The following is a 17,456-nucleotide window of genomic DNA, read 5'->3' as shown; positions in this document are numbered from 1 at the left end:
TGACCACAGCCGGCCACCAACATGGTCAGAGCCAAGCCGACTCCGGCAACTCGACGGTACATCCGGATCATGGTTCTCAACTTTCGAAACTCGTTTTCGGGAATGTAGCAGGGATGGGGACGAGTGCCCCCATCCCTGCCGGCACTTTGTCTGCGTGCGAAATGACGGCGTTCGACGAACGGATCAGATCCGGGCAGCGTAACGACGGCAGACGACCACCGTCGAGACCACGGCGGTGAGGGCGAGCCCTCCGACGATGCCGAGATCGATTTCGTCACTGGATGGGCCCTCAGCACCGGTGACGGGCAGTCCCCGTCCCGCACCCTTACCGGAGTCGTCACCGATGACCTTTCCGGTGACAGCGTCAACAGTGACGTTGTGGCAGACCTTCTCCGCTGACAAGGTGAGGTTCGTCGACAACGGGTTCATCGGCTCACCAGCCCTGTAAAAACCGGCAAAAGCCTTGGCCCCAGTCGCGGTCAGCTTGACCGGCGAACCTTTAATGGCGGCGTTACCGGAGACCGATACCCCGAAAGTGGCAAAATCAACGCGACCATAGTTGGTTTTCTTTCCATCCATCGAAGAGGACTTGACGTCAAGATAGAGGTGCCCAGTCGAGCCCTTGATCTGTAGGGAAGGCTCAGCCAGCGTCATGTCCAGAATGCCGTGATGGCCAGTCATGTGAACCGAGCCGGAGTACTTAAGAGATCCAGATTTGGTAGCAGGATCGAATGAGCCGCTGGTGAGAGGGAAAGTGAAGGCCGAACCGTTCCAGTTGGCGCCGCCCGAAAGCTTCCACGAGCCATTGGCAATAGGACCACGCAGGTAACTGGTGAAGGATGTTCGGATACCCCAGGTCAGCGAACCCGAGGTCACCTTGGACGCACCGATTGTGCAGACCTGTTTGGTCATGGTGCGATGGGCGGCCGGAGTCTGGGACCTGTGTTCTGCCGTCTTCTGCTGTGGTGTCGTGCTCTGCTTGTTCGGGCCGGCCTGCTTACTGGGCTTAACCTGCTTCGACGGGGCAGCTTGCTTACTCGGCTGCTTCGACGGGGCAATTGGGGTCTTCGGCCCTGTAGGAGCCGGTGTAGCTTCCCGATAGGTCACCGGAGTACGGGTATCGTCAGAGTGATCTGTCTTACCAACTCCATGAGCCTTCGTGGTGAGGACGACGAAATCCTTGCCTTGTTCAAAGGGAGGGGCTTTCATCGTGATGGTAAAAGACCCATCGTTATTCATCGGCCTACCTTGAGCGAACCGGGAGCCAATAGCTTTTTGACTCGGGGTATAGACCCAGATTGTCGATGGGGACTCCGTCGTGTCCTTGCTCGGGTCATAGCCGTAGAACTTGTCCGAATTGCCATAGAACTCGGGCACCGAGGCCGGTGCCACAGCAACGTAGACACCGAAGCCGGTAGTCGAGAATCCCTTCCCACTGATGGTGATATCACCTCCCTCCCGACCTACTGGTATCACGGTTACCGTCGGACCAGCTGCCCATGCCGCCGGAGTGATCAACACTCCGGTAAGGGCCAAGATGGCCCCGAGCACACTGGCGACGATTTTGCGCATGGCCGATGTGGTCATGAGACGTCCCCTTCGGTTGTGAATACGGCCCACCTTGGGCCACCTATAAGGTTAGCCTTGCCTAATTCGTGCGCGCAAGCATGAAACCGCGCCCCATAATCGGACTCCTACATCAAGCTGGCAAAGGAAGGACCGTTCGCCCCCCAAGCAGCCCAACAAACACAAACGAGGGGCTCCGCCATTATGGCGGAGCCCCTCAAAGTTTCGACGAAAAGTAGAATCAGTTATGGGTCAACTTGTCACGAAGAGCCTGCAGAGCCTCGTCGGACGCCAGCGAACCCTCAGCCGGGCCACTGGTGTAGGACGACTGGGCGCCACCATCGGTAAGAGCGGCTTCCTGATCGGCCTGCTCGGCCTCGATGACCTGCTTGCGGTGAGCCTCCCAGCGAGCCTGAGCCTCGGCGTACTGCTGCTCCCAAGCGATGCGCTGCTCGTCGTAACCCGGCTTCCACTCATTGGTCTCCGGATCAAAGCCCTCGGGGTAGATGTAGTTACCGTCCTCATCATAGGAGGCAGCCATCCCGTACAGCGACGGATCGAACTCGTCAGACTCCACGTCGATACCCTCGTTGGCCTGCTTAAGGGACAGCGAGATGCGGCGACGGTCGAGGTCGATGTCGATGATCTTGACCATGACATCGTCGTTGACGCTAACGACCTGCTCAGGGATTTCGACGTGGCGCTCGGCCAGCTCGGACACGTGGACCAGACCCTCAATGCCGTCCTCGACGCGGACGAAAGCGCCGAACGGAACGAGCTTGGTGACCTTGCCAGGAACAATCTGACCAATCTGGTGCAGACGGGCGAACGCCTGCCACGGATCCTCCTGGGTCGCCTTGAGAGACAGCGAGACGCGCTCACGATCCATGTCGACGTCCAGCACCTCGACAGTGACAGGCTGACCAACCTCGACGACCTCGCTCGGGTGGTCGATATGCTTCCAGGACAGCTCGGAGACGTGGACTAAGCCGTCCACACCGCCCAGGTCAACAAAGGCACCGAAGTTGACGATCGAGGAGACGACGCCCTTGCGGATCTGACCCTTCTGCAGCTGATGCAGGAAGTTCTGACGAACCTCAGACTGAGTCTGCTCGAGCCACGCACGACGCGACAGCACAACGTTGTTGCGGTTCTTGTCGAGCTCGATGATCTTGGCCTCGATCTCCTGACCCACGTAGGGCTGGAGGTCACGGACTCGGCGCATCTCAACAAGAGAGGCGGGAAGGAAGCCACGCAGGCCGATGTCGACAATAAGTCCACCCTTGACGACCTCGATGACGGTACCGGTGACGACGCCGTCTTCTTCCTTGATCTGCTCAATCGTGCCCCAGGCGCGCTCATACTGGGCACGCTTCTTGGACAGGATCAGACGACCTTCCTTGTCCTCCTTCTGCTGAACGAGGGCCTCGATCTCATCACCGACGTTGACTACCTCAAAGGGGTCCACGTCGTGCTTGATCGACAACTCTTTGGACGGGATGACACCTTCGGTCTTGTAACCGATGTCAAGGAGGACCTCGTCGCGGTCCACCTTGACGACGGTCCCAGAGACGATGTCGCCGTCATTGAAGTACTTGATGGTGGCGTCCACAGCGGCCAGAAAGGCCTCCGGGCTACCAAGGTCGTCAACCGCCACGGATCCATCGGCGGTGTTGGCGACATTCTGCTGGTCAGTGTCGACCGGGTTCGAGGTGGAGGCCTCAGTGGAGGAGGTCATGTAGTAGGACTCCGATTGATGTTATATGGCTTGAAACACGCCGCAGCCCCGACCGTGGGGTCGAGCACGATCTACTCCCGTCCGAGATCGCACAGACCACAACGCAGTAGCCAGCGTAATACCCGAAACCACGAAGGGTCAACCAACCTTCTTTTCATTAACGGTTCTTGCCGTGCTCACCGTCAACACGAAAGTTGAGCACAATAGGAGGTCTATCCTCCAAGAAGGTAGCCTACATCTGGATCCGTTCCCTCGGACCCCGTCCGCATTCGGGAAATCCATCCCGAGTCTGAACCCTCGCAAGCCCTGGAGGACATCACAGTTATGACCGATCGGTCTCCCCGACGCCAAGAACCTTCCACCAGGTCAACCCCGTCGAACAGTTCGACTACCCATGCCGGCGACAGCGCACAGCCGGGCGGCCCGAAGTGGCGAATCGTTGCGCTCGTGGTGGTCATTGCTCTCATCATCGCCGCTATCGCCGTTATCTTCATTCAGCGCAACAATGACAGCGACTCTGCTGCTGGAGCAGCATCATCAACCACCGCGACCACGACATCTAGCACGTCGGGCATTCCCGCCGCTTCGGCCGCGAAAAAAGGCCCGGTTCCAGCCGGCTGCATGAAAACCCCCAAGCCGATCGTGCCGGTGAAATATTCCATCGACGGGATGAAGGCGTCCGCGAAGGTACTATCCCGAGGCGTAGATGAGACTGGGGCCGCTGGGGCACCGCCAAAGAATGACTCCTCGTCAATGGCTTGGTTTAACCAAGGCCCGAAGATCGGTTCCGACAAGGGGAACACTGTGTTGACCGCGCATACTTACCACAAGGGTGGGGCTCTTGGTAACCGCCTCTACGACAAAAACAACGGCATTAAGAAGGGCGACATTATCCGCCTGACTGACAAGACGGGGCAGACCGTGTGTTATCGCTACGATCACGACACCAAGGTCATGGTCAAGGACTACAACCCTAATTCAAATATCCTTTACGACAACAATGGTCCGGCCCAGGCCGCCATTGTGATCTGCTGGGATTACGTCAAGAAAACTGGAGAATTTGACTCTCGCGTCATCTTCTACGCATATCCAGTCGCATGATTTTTATCAGGCTCCATAATTTCATCTAAGGCCACCCTGAGGCGAGCGCGCACATTCAGCCACTTCTATTCTGAGGCTTATGAACCGTAGTGCGCGCTCGCCCTTTCCATCCTCGCTCCTCACAGATCTTTTAGAGGCCCTTGGAGAAAGCAAGGTCAGCCAAGATCCGCTCGACCTCGCCGCAGTAGCTCCTGATGCATCCCACTACCTGCTCACTCCTAGCGTCCTCGTCCGCGCCGGATCCACCTCCGACGTCGCTGCAGCCATGGCGGCCGCCAAACGCCACAAGGTGGCTGTCAATTTCCGCTCCGGCGGAACGAGTCTGTCCGGGCAGGGCTTGACGAACGGTGTCATGGTCGACGCCCGACGGTCCTTCCGCGGCATTGAGGTGCTCGACGGCGGCCGCAAGGTTCGCGTCCAGCCTGGGGCGACGATCGTCGCCGTCAATTCCGTCCTTGCCAGGTACGGACGCAAACTCGGCCCCGACCCGGCGTCGTCAGTGGCATGCACCCTCGGCGGAGTGCTGGCCGACAACTCCTCGGGTATGAGTTGCGGCACCGTCGCCAATTCTTACCGCACCCTCGACTCCATGATCTTCGTGTTGGCATCAGGCACCGTCATTGACACCGCTGACCCACAATGTGAGGACAAACTGGCCCATGACGAGCCGGAACTCGTCGAGACACTCATGGCACTACGAGACCAATGCCGAGAGCAGGCCCGTGCCGACGAAATCACTTTCCAATTCTCGCGCAAGAACACGATGGGTTATGGGCTCAACGCCTTCCTCGACTACGACACTCCAGCGCAGATCCTCTCCCACCTCATGATCGGTTCGGAGGGGACCCTTGGATTCATCTCCTCGGCCGTTATGAACACCGTGAAGATCATGCCAAACCTGGCCACTGCCTTGCTCCACTTCCCCACTCTTGACGCTGCCACCAAGGCACTACCAGCTTTAGTGAAATCCGGGGTGACCGTCACTGAGCTGATGGATTCCTCGTCCCTCCAGTTGTGTCGCGATGACCCGGTCAACGGTCACATCATCCCGCCAGCTCCCGGGAGCGGAGATGCCGCTCTTCTCGTCGAGTACCACTGCCCAGATCGAAAATCACGAAATGAGGCTGTCGCAGCTGGCAACTCCGTCACCTCCGAACTGGATCTGGTCAATAAGCCCACGTTCACCGACGACCCCGCTGTGCGTGGCCCAATCTGGACCCTGCGCAGTGGCCTTTATGCCAAGGTCGCCGGCACACGGCAGTCGGGCCAGACAGCCCTGCTGGAGGACATCGCCGTTCCCGTCGAAAACCTCGCCGCGGTGTGCGAAGACCTGCAGCAACTTTTCAGCGAACACAATTACCCAGAGTCGATCATCTTCGGCCATGCCAAGGACGGGAACATTCACTTCCTCGTCATCGAAGACTTCCGCAACAAAGCGGGCTTGGATCGTTACGAAAAATTCACCGAGGACATGGTGACCCTTGTCCTCAATACCCACGGCACCCTCAAGGCCGAGCATGGCACCGGACGCATCATGGCGCCCTTCGTCGCACGCCAATACGGGCCTGACCTTTACCGAATCATGCGTCAGGTCAAAAAATCAGTGGACCCGGCAGGAGTGCTCAACCGCGGCACCATCATCACCGACGACCCGAAATTGCACCTCAAGGAGGTCAAGCTCACCCCAACTGTCCAAGATGAGGTCGATCGGTGTGTCGAATGTGGGTACTGCGAACCAGTCTGCCCGTCACGGGATCTCACATTGACGCCTCGCCAGCGGATCGTCATGCAACGCGCCATCGCTCAAGCACGAGCTGACGGGGATGAAGTGCTCGCGACCGACCTTGAAGAGCGTGCGACCTACCCGGTAGTGCAGACCTGTGCCGTTGACGGCATGTGCCAAACCAACTGTCCTGTACACATCAATACCGGCGATCTGGTACGGCGGTTCCGAGCCGAACATAACCCAGCAGCCTGGCAGGCCACCTGGGATCTAGCGGCTAAGGGGTGGGGGCCCTTCGTCACGGCAGCAAGCGCCGGGATGTCAGCGATCAAACCTGTTCCCGCAGCAGCAACCAATGTCCTCACCGGAGCTGCCCGCGCCGTCTTGGGAGCCGACCGTATTCCGCAAGTTTCCGATGAGTTGCCTGGTGGTGGTAAACGACGCAGCTCCGGTCACCGCAGCGCCCCGCATGGACGCCCCGAGGTGGTGTACCTGCGGCCTGTGTCAACACCATGTTCGGTGGCGTCATGCCGGGCGAGAAGACAACCGAGTTTGCGATAATTTCTCTGCTTACCGCGGCTGGGATCGGGGTGACTGTTCCTGAGGGGATCAACTCGCTGTGCTGCGGCACCCCGTGGAAATCCAAGGGGATGACACAGGGGTACGCGACGATGCGTCGTCGTGTGGTTGACATCATGCGCCAATCTACCCGAGACGGCGAACTGACGGTGATCTCCGACGCGGTGAGTTGCTCGGAAGGCTTCGTCCACGAGCTCGAGTATGAAGGTGTCAAGGACATTCGAGTAGTCGATGCTGTCCAGTACGTCGCCGACGAGGTTCTGCCTATCATGCCAGGGCTACCCAAGGTCGCGTCGGCGGCACTCCACCCAACATGCTCGTCGACCCGGATAGACTGGAACGCCTCGTTGCAGCGCTGTGCCGAAGCGGTGGCAGACGAAGTCGTCGTCGCCGACGCCTGGGGCTGCTGCGGGTTCGCTGGGGACCGCGGCATGCTACATCCAGAGCTCACCAAGTCAGCCACTCGCCGCGAGGCAACGGAGCTAGCAGAACGAGAATTCGACCTCTATCTGTCCGCCAACCGCACCTGCGAACTCGGCATGGAACGAGCTACGGGCAAGCCCTGGCGTCACGCCCTCTCGGTACTCGCCGAGCGCATGGTGGAGTATGCCCCAGCATGACCCCACGCATGAGAGCTTCTTCCAACGCTGCACGTCGGCACCGTTATCCACCGGGTTCACAATGGCCACTTCAATCCCGCGTAGCTCGACGGGGAATGGCGGTCGAGGTATGAGGGGCGTCTCAGGTGCCCCCATTCCGAATCCGGCTGGTTGGGAGTGGTATCAGTGCGCAGCATCGAACCAGGACCGTCCGACCCCAATTGACACCGTCAACGGGACCGATAGGTCCATGGCGTGTCCCATAGCGTTGGTAACGATCTCGCGAACCTTCTCCTCTTCACCCTTGGCAACCTCAAGGATGAGTTCATCATGAACCTGCAGCAACACCCGGCTTGTCAAAGCTGCCTCAGCAAGTTTCTGGTCGGTGGCGAGCATGGCCAGTTTGATGAGGTCCGCTGCCGATCCCTGAATGGGAGCGTTGAGGGCGGCACGCTCGGCCATGTCTCGGCGCTGACGGTTTGTTGAGGTGAGGTCAGGAAGGTAACGACGACGTCCCAGGAGAGTCTCGGTGTATCCCTGACGACGCGCCTGGTCAACGACTTCTTCGAGATACTCATGTACCTTTCCGAACCGGCTGAAGTAGTCGGCCATGAGTTCTTTAGCCTCACCCACGCTGACCTTGAGCTGGTTAGATAACCCATAGGCACTCAATCCATAGGCCAGTCCGTAATTCATGGCCTTGATCTTGGAACGTTGCGCCACGCTGACATCCTCGGGAGCAACGCCGAATACGTGTGATGCCGTCACGGTGTGAAAGTCCTGACCCGACTGGAAGGCGTCAATGAGAGATTGGTCCCCAGATACGTGCGCCATAATCCGCATCTCGATCTGCGAGTAGTCAGCGCTCAGGAGGGATTCGTACCCCTCACCGACAACAAACCCTTCGCGGATGCGTCGTCCCTCTTCGGTACGCATCGGAATGTTTTGAAGGTTCGGGTCCTTGCTCGACAATCTTCCAGTCACGGCAACCGTCTGCATATACGTGGTGTGGACTCGACCGTCATCACGGATCTCCTTGAGCAACCCATCAACGGTCTGACGCAACTTGATGGCGTCTCGGTGCTCGAGAAGATGGGCAAGGAAAGGATGCTCGGTCGTCTCGTACAACCCAGCCAGAGCGTCCGCGTCAGTCGTGTACCCGGACTTAGTACGCCGGGTCTTAGGCATATCGAGCTTGTCGAACAGCACTCCCTGCAACTGTTTAGGCGAGGACAGATTGATCTTCTCCCCAGCTGCTTCCCACGCAGCCTCCTGGGCTCGTGTTACCCGCTCGTCGAACTCGGAGCGCAACCCTTCAAAGATGTCCGTATCGACGGCGATACCGGCACGCTCCATTGAGATAAGGCACCTCTGTACCCCCATCTCGACATCATGCAGCAGCTCGGCCCCGCCGCGCGCCTCGACCTCTTTCTCCATGACGTCAGCCAGCCTGGTGACAGCCACTGCTCTCTCCATCGACTCAGCAAAATGGTCTTCCCCAAAATCGAGCATGGCCTGGTCAGAGTTTTCCTCTGCCTCACCCAGGGCGACGTTGAGGTGGGTACGTACCGCATCGTCAAACTTGTGGGCACGGCGATCTGGATGCAGCAAGTACGAGGCAAGCTCGGTATCACAGGTCAGGCCCGCGACCTCCCAGCCGCGCTCGGCGAGGGCCTCTACCGGACCCTTGGCTGAATGCATGACCTTAGGACGGTCTTTGTCGGCCAGCCAGGCGGCAAAGACGTCCTCGTCTTCAGGGCTCAACTCGGCGGCGTCGAACCACACTGCATTACCGTCGACGCCTCCCAGCGCGACAGCTTCCACATCTCCAGATCCACTTCCCCAGCTACCAGTGACGTCGACGCCTATGCGACCTGCAGTTGTGGACAGCCAATCATTCAATGTCCGTGGTTCCAGGACCGTCCCTGAGATCTCGAGGGTGTCGTCGACTTCATCGACCCCATCGGCATCAGATTCGGTGGCCAGGGCACGAACGCGGTCCCACAGGGTGCGAAATTCCAGGGTGTCAAAGACCGCGCGAGTAGCCTTCGGGTCCCAGGGATGACGGGCAAGCTCGGCCAGGGTGAGGTCAAGGTCAAGGTCACGGACCAAGGCATTGAGCTTGCGGTTACGGATGACGTCGTCGAGGTGATCGCGGAAGGACTGTCCCGCCTTCCCCTTAACGGTGTCGGCCTGACGGATGAGGTTTTCCAGACCGTCATAAGCCGTTAGCCACTTCACCGCTGTCTTAGGGCCAACACCGGGAACCCCGAGCAGATGGTCGGCGCTCTCCCCCACCAAAGCTGCCAGCTCCGGGTACCGTGCCGGAGGCACCAGGTATTTCTCCTCAACGGCCTCCGGCGTCATGCGAGCAAGGTCTGAAACGCCCTTGCGTGGGTAAAGCACCGTCACCTGATCGTTAACCAGCTGCATGGCGTCACGGTCCCCAGAAACCAGCAGCGTTTTGAATCCCTCTGTAGTCGCCCGGGTCGACAAAGTGGCAAGGATGTCGTCGGCCTCGTAGTTCTCCTTAGACAAGTGAACGATGCGAAGAGCATCGAGGACCTCTTTGATGAGGTCAATCTGACCGGGGAACTCTGGCGGAATAGCGGCACGACCGGCTTTGTACTCGGAGTATTCGGTGGTGCGGAAAGTGCCTCCGGCAAGATCCCATGCCACCGCGACGTGGGTGGGCTTCTCGTTACGCAGCAGGTTGATAAGCATCGCGACGAAGCCATGCACTGCATTAGTGTGCTGCCCCGTCGAGGTGGTGAAGTTCTCGACCGGCAGGGCGTAAAAAGCCCGGAAGGCCATCGAATGCCCGTCAAGGACCATGAGGATGGGCTGCGTCGTCTCGCTCATATCGTTGACTTTAGAGGACGCCACGGACAACGGGATGCGATCAAGGTGGCACACGGTGGCATGCTTCACCTGTGACGTATTCCGTTCCTGAACATCCGCTTCCCGACTGGCTGGCACAACTCGTCAGTCCTCTTGACGACAAGCTCGGCGTCAAAGTCCGAGAGATCTCACCTCACCGCTGCGTCGTCACCGCGCCGCTCGACGGCAATACCCAACCTATGGGCCTGTGGCACGGGGGCGGCTCGGGAGTCCTGGTGGAGACCGCCGGGTCGCTGGCAGCCATGGCCCACGCACGGACGCTCGAGCATTCAGCCGTGGGAACCGAACTGTCAGTCTCGCACCTGCGCCCGCCCCACGGTCATCAGGTCATCGCTACCGCGACAGCCGTGCATCTCGGTAAACGCACAACAACCCACATCGTCGAAATCGTCGACGATGAGGGCCGCATCTGTGCTATTGGAAGGATGACCTGTCAGGTCATCTAAAAGGACCAGCAGCCCGAGATCACTTCTCGCTCTCGGCGTGATCGATAACTCCTTGAGCGACCTCTCGCATTGACTTACGCAGATCCATGGCGGTCTTCTGGATCCACCGGAAGGCCTCTGGCTCAGTAAGGTCAAGGCTGGTCTGCAAAATACCCTTGGCCTGGTCGACAATTTTGCGCGACTCGAGGCGCTCCTCCAGGTCCATGACCTCGTCCTCAACGCCGCGGATCTCGGCAAAACGGGCCATAGCAATCTCGATAGCCGGAATGACATCCGAAGCATCGAAAGGCTTGACGACGTAGGCCATCGCACCCGCTTCTTTGGCACGTTTGATGAGGTCACGCTGTGAGAAAGCGGTCAGCATGACGACAGCACAGATACGGTCTTCGGCAATCTTGTCGGCCGCAGTGATGCCGTCCATCTTGGGCATCTTGACGTCCATGACGATCAGGTCGGGCTCGAGCTCGTTGGCAAGACGGACAGCCTCCTCGCCGTCGCTAGCTTGGCCGACAATCTCGTAACCATGCTCCTCGAGCAGCTCGACGAGATCGAGACGGATAAGAGCCTCGTCCTCGGCGACTACGACACGTGGATGTTCCGCCTCCGCCCCCGAGTCAGAGGTTGACCGAGTGAGGTCCTGTGGCTTGCTCACGGTGATTCCTTGCATGTCGAACGTTGACAACTCGGTTCAATCTTAGTGGTTATGAGGTCTTACCGCACATGCACATGCCCCGACTAGCGGATCTCCTCGTCTAGAGTGCCCGCCCAATCGACCCTCGTGAGCGGCGAATCGGCATCCGGGCGCAACTGTGGCACAATAGGCAAGCCGGCCCGAGTGGCGGAATGGTAGACGCGGCGCACTCAAAATGCGCTGTCCTTGCGGGCGTAGGGGTTCGACTCCCCTCTCGGGCACCGTCGGCTTATACCCGTGATCCCAGGGCTAGTCCCAGGATCGCTGCCAGTACTCCCGCAATCGCCATTCCCATACAGTGCAGCGCTCCCACGCGCCTCCCGCACCCGTATGCAGCACGCGCTGTTTCGACAGAGGCTGTGCTGAAGGTCGTAAACCCACCACAAAAGCCCGTTCCCAATGGCTCTTTGAGATTCTGTGAAAATCCCAGATGGTTGAGAGCTGCCGCAGTAATGAGCCCCAACAACAGCGATCCCATCACATTGATAACTAGGGTTCCTAGCGGAACTGGAACCGAGAACCGCGAGTTAATGCGCGAGTCAAGCAGGAAACGCGCTACCGCCCCAAGACCACCAGCCAGGCATACCCACAACATCGTCATGACGATCTTTTACCCATGACACAACGCACCGCGGCGATCACGACCCATGCCAACAATGCACCTGCCGCGACACTCGTCAAAAGATAGGCAATACCCCATAACCACTGCCCTGACATCACACGTTGGCCGGCTTCCACCGTGAGGGCGGAATAAGTCGTAAATCCACCTAACAATCCGGTACCGATGCATAGCCGCACCGCTCGACGAACCCCTCGGTCAGGGCCAGCGTGGACGAGCAGCTCGAGCAAAGTCGCCAGTACGAAAGCTCCGACAAGATTGATAGCCAACGTCCCCCACGGCACACCGTCTGCCCGGGACGGCCACGCATGGGCAATTACGGAGCGTATGAGAGTACCTAGGCATCCCCCCAGAAATACCAACCCCACCAGCACAGGACGACGATCGAGGAATCCCGATCTCATTGCCATGGTGAGGAATCCTTCCAGTCGACGATAGCGGTCAGCACCAGGAGTACCAGACGATGCTGATGATGGGATGCCCATCGAAGTCGACCATCTGGGAGGGGCACGATTGAGGTACTACGAGATCATTCATGCCCGATCTCCCTATGAGCCACGTATCTGCTCTATCACTAGGTCCAGCCGGGGCTCCTCGGAAACGCTAGGCCGCTTCGGGATGGGCCGTCCAGGAAAGCGACGACGTCCCTCACGGAATGAGGGACGTCGTAACGATCGAGGCATACCCGCGATCAGTCATCTTCCTTGATACGAAGGATGCGCAGATTGTTGGTCTTACCCGGAATATCCATCGGGGAACCGGACAACACGACGACGCGGTCACCGACCGGCACGAAACCCTTGTCGCGCAGGTACGCGTTAACCCAGCGGTACAGCTCCTCCGCATTCTTAAACACCGGGGTAACGACGGCGTGAGCGCCCCAGACCCAGGCGAGGGTCTTGGTCGTGGTCTCATCAGAGGTGAAAACGATGAGCGGGGTGCTCGGACGCAGACGAGCGATACGACGGGCGGTGTCACCGGACTTGGTAAAGGCCACGATGAACTTGGCCTCGGCGCGCTCAGCGATCTCAGCAGCTGCCTTCGACATGATGCCACTGGTGGTGTGCGGATCCCAGTCGATCTTGGCGATCTTGTCCAAGCCACGGGCCTCAGTAGACTCAACGATCTTGGCCATGGTGCGGACAGTCTCACCTGGGAAGTCACCAACGCTGGTCTCAGCGGACGTCATGACGCCGTCGGCGCCGTCAAGGATGGCGTTGGCGACGTCGGCGGCCTCAGCGCGGGTCGGGCGGGGAGCGTGGATCATCGACTCGAGCATCTGGGTGGCCACGATGACGGGCTTAGCCTGTAACCGAGCCTTCTCGATGATCTGCTTTTGGATCAGCGGAACCTCCTCGAGCGGGCACTCGACGGCCATATCGCCACGAGCAACCATGACGGCGTCAAAGACGTCAATAATCTCGTCCAGGTTCTCGATAGCCTGCGGCTTCTCGAGCTTGGCTATAACGGGGACGGTACGTCCCTCCTCGTCCATAATCTCGTGGACACGGTCGATGTCAGAGCCGTGTCGGACGAAGGACAGAGCAACAAGGTCGATGCCAGCTTTGAGAGCCCAGCGCAGGTTCTCCTCGTCCTTTTTGGTGAGGGCGGGAATAGACACGGCAACACCGGGGAGGTTGATGCCCTTGTGGTCGCCAACCGGGCCAGCGACAGTGCAGTGACAATTGACGTCGTTGCCGCTCACAGAGTCAACCTGGAGGACGGTCTTGCCGTCGTCGATGAGGATGACGTCGCCGGGCTTGCAGTCCTGGGGCAGACCCTTGAAAGTGGTGGAGACGCGCTCCTGATTGCCCACAATGTCGTCAGTGGTGATAGTGAACTTGCCACCAATCTTGAGGTCGATCTTGCCGTTCGACTCTCCTTCGGCCTTCTCGAACAGGCCGGTACGGATCTTCGGGCCTTGGAGGTCGGCCAAGGCTGCCACGTTGAGACCAAGCTCTTTCGAGACCGAGCGAACCAGGTCAAGACGCTCCTGGTGCTCGGAGTAGTCGCCGTGGCTCATGTTGAGACGGGCAATATTCATGCCAGCCTCCATGAGCTCCTTCATGGCGTCATGGCTGGTCACAGCGGGCCCAAGGGTATTCACAATCTTAGCTCTACGCACGCCTACACGATACCGCTCAAGGCAACGCGGGCCCGAGCCGGAATGCCAGTCACCGTCGGATGTACACTAGACGTTCACCTATAGTGCACAAATGACCACCACATACCGAGCGACTGCTCAGGCTTGCCTCACCACATCGAGAGCATTCTGGAGATCCGCCGGAAGATCAGCATGAAACGTTACCCACTCGCCACTGCCCGGATGGGTGAAAGACAGCTCACCAGCGTGCAACCATTGCCTCTCCAAACCCAATTCCTTCGCAAGCGCGGGGTCGCAACCGTAGAGCGGGTCCCCACAGCAGGGGTGCTTGATCGCCGCCATGTGCACGCGAATCTGGTGAGTCCGACCGGTTTCAAGGTGTACTTTGAGCAAGGTCGCATGCCGGAACGCCTCCACCGTCTCATAGTGGGTCACCGAGTGACGACCCCCATCGACAATGGCCATCTTCCAATCATGACGGTGATCGCGGCCGATCGGAGCGTCGATAGTACCTGTGAAGGGATCAGGGTGGCCCTGCACCAGGGCGAGATAGACCTTGTCAACGGTGCGGTCCCGAAAAGCCTGCTTCAACAAGGTATAAGCGTGCTCGCTTTTGGCCACCACCATGAGTCCGGATGTACCGACGTCAAGACGCTGAACGATCCCTTGACGCTCCGGTGCACCACTTGTGGAAATTGCGAATCCAGCTGCCGCGAGATGCTCGACGACACTTGGCCCCTCCCATCCCAAGGACGGGTGGGCAGCAACCCCGGCAGGCTTGTCAACGACGACAATGTCCGAGTCGTCGTGGATGATCCGCATCCCCTCAACGATCTGGGGGGTAATGGACGGCGTCGCGACAGGATCACAGAGATCGACGTCAAGCATCTGACCGGTGGCTACCCGGACCGACGCCCGAGAGACCTGCTGGCCGTCCAGAAAGACCCCGCCGTCTTCAATAAGGCTGCTGATCCGGGATCGGGATACCCCACTCATGCGAGCAGCAGCGACATCGACCCGTTCTCCGTCAAGACCGTCGGGTACTAACAGGACGCTCACATCCCCTCCTACTCATCACATCTCATGAATGGTCATCTATCTCAACCTGCATCGTCCTCGTGGTGCCCGAACACAGCCACCACTACGACGAGTATGGCGGTGCTCGTGATGAATATGTCGGCAACGTTGAATACCGCGAAATGCGGCAGGCTCATGAAGTCGACAACATGGCCACGCAGTGGACCAGGGGCTCGGAAAATCCGATCGGTCAGATTGCCGCAGACCCCGGCAATGAGCATGCCGCAGGCAATAAGAGACCAACGATGACGAGCGCGAGGCACCCCCCACACGCATACGGCAATAAGCATGGCGATCGCAAAAAGGCTAATCAACACAGTGGCTGTCGAGCCCATCGAAAAAGCCGCCCCGGGATTGCGGATCAGGCGCAGGGTGAGGAAACCACCGAACCAGCTCGGCGGGTCGTAAGGATCGAGACGGGCAACTGCCTCAGCTTTCGTCCATTGATCAAGTCCGTAGCCGAGCACACCTATGGCGACCATGACGACGCGCCAGCGCTTCAGCTGCCCACCTACCAACACGGTCGGGTTAGAGCTCACCGACGCTCTTGGCGCTGCTTGCACTTGACGCACATGGTGGCCCGCGGGAACGCCTGCAGCCGAGCTTTTCCAATCGGCTCGCCGCAGGATTCGCAGGTTCCCCAGGTGCCCCCGTCGAGAAGTTGAAGAGCCAGCTTCGACTGGTCGTACACAGCGCGAGCGTTACGGGTGACGGAGATCTCCTGATCGCGCTCGAACTGAGAGGAACCGACGTCGATGGTATCCATTCCAGCACCGTCATTCCCCTGCTTCATGAGGTCAGCAAGATCATTCTCGGCTTTGGCAAGGGCCGTGCCCATCCTCTGAACATCGGATTCAAGAGTGCCGACGATTTCGCTAATCTCATCGGCCGTCCACGGCTCATCGCCGTCACGCACCGGCAGGGATGCAGCAATCGCCTCGACATCGTGGTCTGACATGGAACTCTCCGTCGTCATGCGGGGATTGTCCCCGGCTCCGTGGTGTGTGCCGTTCATATCATCACCTACATGGGGGTGTCATGAACTGTGGGCCGACATTACACCCATGGCACTCACTCGTCATCCTCGTGGGTCTTCTCTACCCAAACACTGTATGACAACAACTCCATGCCCCCGATCCTTCGACCGAGAGCACGGAGCTTTACGACGTGTGCGCTTGTCAGTTTTGCTGCTGGCCGCGTCCGATGAGGGCATCCAAACGCGGGGTAGAGGAGCCACCGGGAGCAACACGGTTCTCAGACTTGAGAAGCTCAGGCAACTCTGCGGGCTCAAAAACGCCCTGGTCAAGGTTGTCGGCCTGGGCACGCAGGTGGGAAGTGAGGGCCTCGCGGTAGCTAGCCTCGAAGGAACGCAAGTGATCAACCCTCCCTGCAAGGTTGTCGCGCTCAGCCTCAAGCTCACGGAAGAGCTCCGTGCGGCGAGTCTGAGCGTCAGCATTAACCCTGTCGGCGTTGCTCTTAGCGTCAGAAGTCAACTTTTCAGCATTGACACGGGCACTAGATTCGATACGCTCAGCGCGGGTCTGGGCATCAACGGTAAGCTCATGGGCCTTGGTTTCAGCGGCCTGAACCTTGCGGCCAGCCTCACTCTCAGCCTCATGGACGACGCGCTCGGCATCCGCAAGAGCAAGCTCAACCATCCGGACGACAGCCGGAGAGGCCTCAGCACTGGTGGTGACAACGAGCTTCCTGACCCCGTCGTCGGTCGTCGCAGGCTGCTGCGCGACGGAGGACGTCCGGCTACGGGCGGCAAGGGACTGGGCATCACGAAGCTGTGCGCCAAGACGCTCATTTTCGCTGCGCAGGCGGGCGACCTCAGCCGGGTCAATATCCTGGCCAGGACGCCGTGCAGCCTGACGCAGCTCCTCGATCTGGGACTGCAGGGAGACCCTCTCCTGCTCCAACTGGCGGGCACGTTTCTCGGCGTCCTGCTGAGCAGCTTTGGCACGGTCAACCTCGCCGGAATTGACCGAGCGCCCATTCTGCTGGGAGCGGAGTTCCTCAACCTGAGCACGCAGGTGCTCGTTCTCGTTAAGGAGATCCTGATCCGGCCTCTGTTCCCCCGGCTCACCCGACCTGAGAGCCTCGACCTGGGCTTTAAGACGCTCATTCTCATCGGTGAGGGTCATAAACGCCGCTTCAACCTTGTCGACGAAGTCGTCAACTTCAATGGCGCGGTAGCCCTCCCCGGGGCGTTTGACCATCGGGAAACGAACCTTACGCACCTCTTCGAGGGTCAGCGTCATTGTGCACTCCAAGATGTCGGGAACAGTCAGGACCCGTGAGGCGGACCT

15 protein-coding genes and 1 tRNA gene are annotated in these 17,456 nt (G+C 59.3%); 5 read left to right on the top strand and 11 right to left on the bottom strand.

Annotated elements, in window-relative coordinates; genetic code table 11:
• Window positions 1–183: 183 nt before the first annotated feature.
• Both ACOYO3_RS04980 and rpsA read right to left on the bottom strand, forming a co-directional pair.
• Window positions 184–1,587 carry an HtaA domain-containing protein gene (locus tag ACOYO3_RS04980; RefSeq protein WP_002519112.1) on the bottom strand — a complete coding sequence of 468 codons (1,404 nt, stop codon included), beginning with the start codon at window positions 1,585–1,587 and terminating at the stop codon, window positions 184–186.
• Window positions 1,588–1,807: 220 nt separating this feature from the next.
• The gene (gene rpsA / locus ACOYO3_RS04975; RefSeq protein ID WP_002516168.1) at window positions 1,808–3,304 is read right to left on the bottom strand and encodes a 30S ribosomal protein S1; all 1,497 of its coding nucleotides are present in this window, start codon (window positions 3,302–3,304) and stop codon (window positions 1,808–1,810) included.
• A gap of 447 nt (window positions 3,305–3,751) precedes the next feature.
• Between rpsA and ACOYO3_RS04970 the strand changes: the two genes are divergently transcribed.
• The 3 genes from ACOYO3_RS04970 to ACOYO3_RS04960 all read left to right on the top strand — a co-directional run bounded on the left by ACOYO3_RS04970 (window position 3,752) and on the right by ACOYO3_RS04960 (window position 7,327).
• A complete protein-coding gene (locus ACOYO3_RS04970) occupies window positions 3,752–4,405 on the top strand; it encodes a class F sortase (RefSeq protein ID WP_002525057.1) in 654 nt (217 codons plus the stop codon).
• Between the two features lie 79 nt (window positions 4,406–4,484).
• Window positions 4,485–6,689, top strand: a complete 2,205-nt coding sequence (locus ACOYO3_RS04965) for an FAD-binding and (Fe-S)-binding domain-containing protein (protein WP_427305790.1) — start codon at window positions 4,485–4,487, stop codon at window positions 6,687–6,689.
• Window positions 6,641–7,327, top strand: a complete 687-nt coding sequence (locus ACOYO3_RS04960; protein ID WP_002515219.1) for a (Fe-S)-binding protein — start codon at window positions 6,641–6,643, stop codon at window positions 7,325–7,327. The genes ACOYO3_RS04965 and ACOYO3_RS04960 overlap by 49 nt, the downstream gene beginning before the upstream one ends.
• A 162-nt stretch (window positions 7,328–7,489) precedes the next feature.
• Here ACOYO3_RS04960 and polA read toward each other — a convergent pair whose 3' ends face one another.
• Window positions 7,490–10,168 (bottom strand): DNA polymerase I, encoded by a 2,679-nt coding sequence (gene polA, locus ACOYO3_RS04955; RefSeq protein WP_002519115.1) that lies wholly within the window; start codon window positions 10,166–10,168, stop codon window positions 7,490–7,492.
• Window positions 10,169–10,239: 71 nt separating this feature from the next.
• On the opposite strand from polA, the gene ACOYO3_RS04950 reads away from it, so the two are divergent.
• Window positions 10,240–10,653, top strand: coding sequence for a PaaI family thioesterase (locus ACOYO3_RS04950; protein WP_002515267.1), 414 nt, complete (start codon window positions 10,240–10,242; stop codon window positions 10,651–10,653).
• Window positions 10,654–10,672: 19 nt separating this feature from the next.
• Here the strand turns inward: ACOYO3_RS04950 and ACOYO3_RS04945 are convergent, their stop codons facing one another.
• Window positions 10,673–11,320 carry an ANTAR domain-containing response regulator gene (locus ACOYO3_RS04945; RefSeq protein ID WP_002518251.1) on the bottom strand — a complete coding sequence of 216 codons (648 nt, stop codon included), beginning with the start codon at window positions 11,318–11,320 and terminating at the stop codon, window positions 10,673–10,675.
• A gap of 162 nt (window positions 11,321–11,482) precedes the next feature.
• Here ACOYO3_RS04945 and ACOYO3_RS04940 point away from each other — a divergent pair.
• A tRNA-Leu gene (locus ACOYO3_RS04940) sits at window positions 11,483–11,565 on the top strand.
• A gap of 8 nt (window positions 11,566–11,573) precedes the next feature.
• Here the strand turns inward: ACOYO3_RS04940 and ACOYO3_RS04935 are convergent.
• The 7 genes from ACOYO3_RS04935 to ACOYO3_RS04905 form a co-directional block, all read right to left on the bottom strand.
• The gene (locus ACOYO3_RS04935; protein ID WP_002515225.1) at window positions 11,574–11,945 is read right to left on the bottom strand and encodes a fluoride efflux transporter FluC; all 372 of its coding nucleotides are present in this window, start codon (window positions 11,943–11,945) and stop codon (window positions 11,574–11,576) included.
• The gene (locus ACOYO3_RS04930; RefSeq protein ID WP_002515243.1) at window positions 11,942–12,448 is read right to left on the bottom strand and encodes a fluoride efflux transporter FluC; all 507 of its coding nucleotides are present in this window, start codon (window positions 12,446–12,448) and stop codon (window positions 11,942–11,944) included. Before ACOYO3_RS04930 ends, ACOYO3_RS04935 begins: the two co-directional genes overlap by 4 nt.
• A 206-nt stretch (window positions 12,449–12,654) precedes the next feature.
• Window positions 12,655–14,088: a pyruvate kinase gene (gene pyk / locus ACOYO3_RS04925; RefSeq protein WP_002518284.1), complete on the bottom strand. Its 1,434-nt coding sequence runs from the start codon at window positions 14,086–14,088 to the stop codon at window positions 12,655–12,657.
• 117 nt (window positions 14,089–14,205) lie between these two features.
• Entirely contained in the window at window positions 14,206–15,126 is a 921-nt protein-coding gene (locus tag ACOYO3_RS04920; protein ID WP_002515250.1) for an RluA family pseudouridine synthase, read from the bottom strand.
• A 41-nt stretch (window positions 15,127–15,167) separates the two neighbouring features.
• Window positions 15,168–15,683, bottom strand: a complete 516-nt coding sequence (locus ACOYO3_RS04915; RefSeq protein WP_002519117.1) for a signal peptidase II — start codon at window positions 15,681–15,683, stop codon at window positions 15,168–15,170.
• Entirely contained in the window at window positions 15,680–16,159 is a 480-nt protein-coding gene (locus ACOYO3_RS04910) for a TraR/DksA family transcriptional regulator (protein ID WP_002519118.1), read from the bottom strand. The genes ACOYO3_RS04915 and ACOYO3_RS04910 overlap by 4 nt, the downstream gene beginning before the upstream one ends.
• A 163-nt stretch (window positions 16,160–16,322) precedes the next feature.
• Window positions 16,323–17,408, bottom strand: a complete 1,086-nt coding sequence (locus ACOYO3_RS04905) for a DivIVA domain-containing protein (RefSeq protein WP_002515284.1) — start codon at window positions 17,406–17,408, stop codon at window positions 16,323–16,325.
• Window positions 17,409–17,456: the final 48 nt, after the last annotated feature.

This window comes from Cutibacterium sp. KBN10P07758 (genome assembly GCF_050286205.1).
Classification (GTDB): domain Bacteria; phylum Actinomycetota; class Actinomycetes; order Propionibacteriales; family Propionibacteriaceae; genus Cutibacterium; species Cutibacterium acnes.
This window is presented reverse-complemented; position numbering and strand designations above follow the sequence as displayed.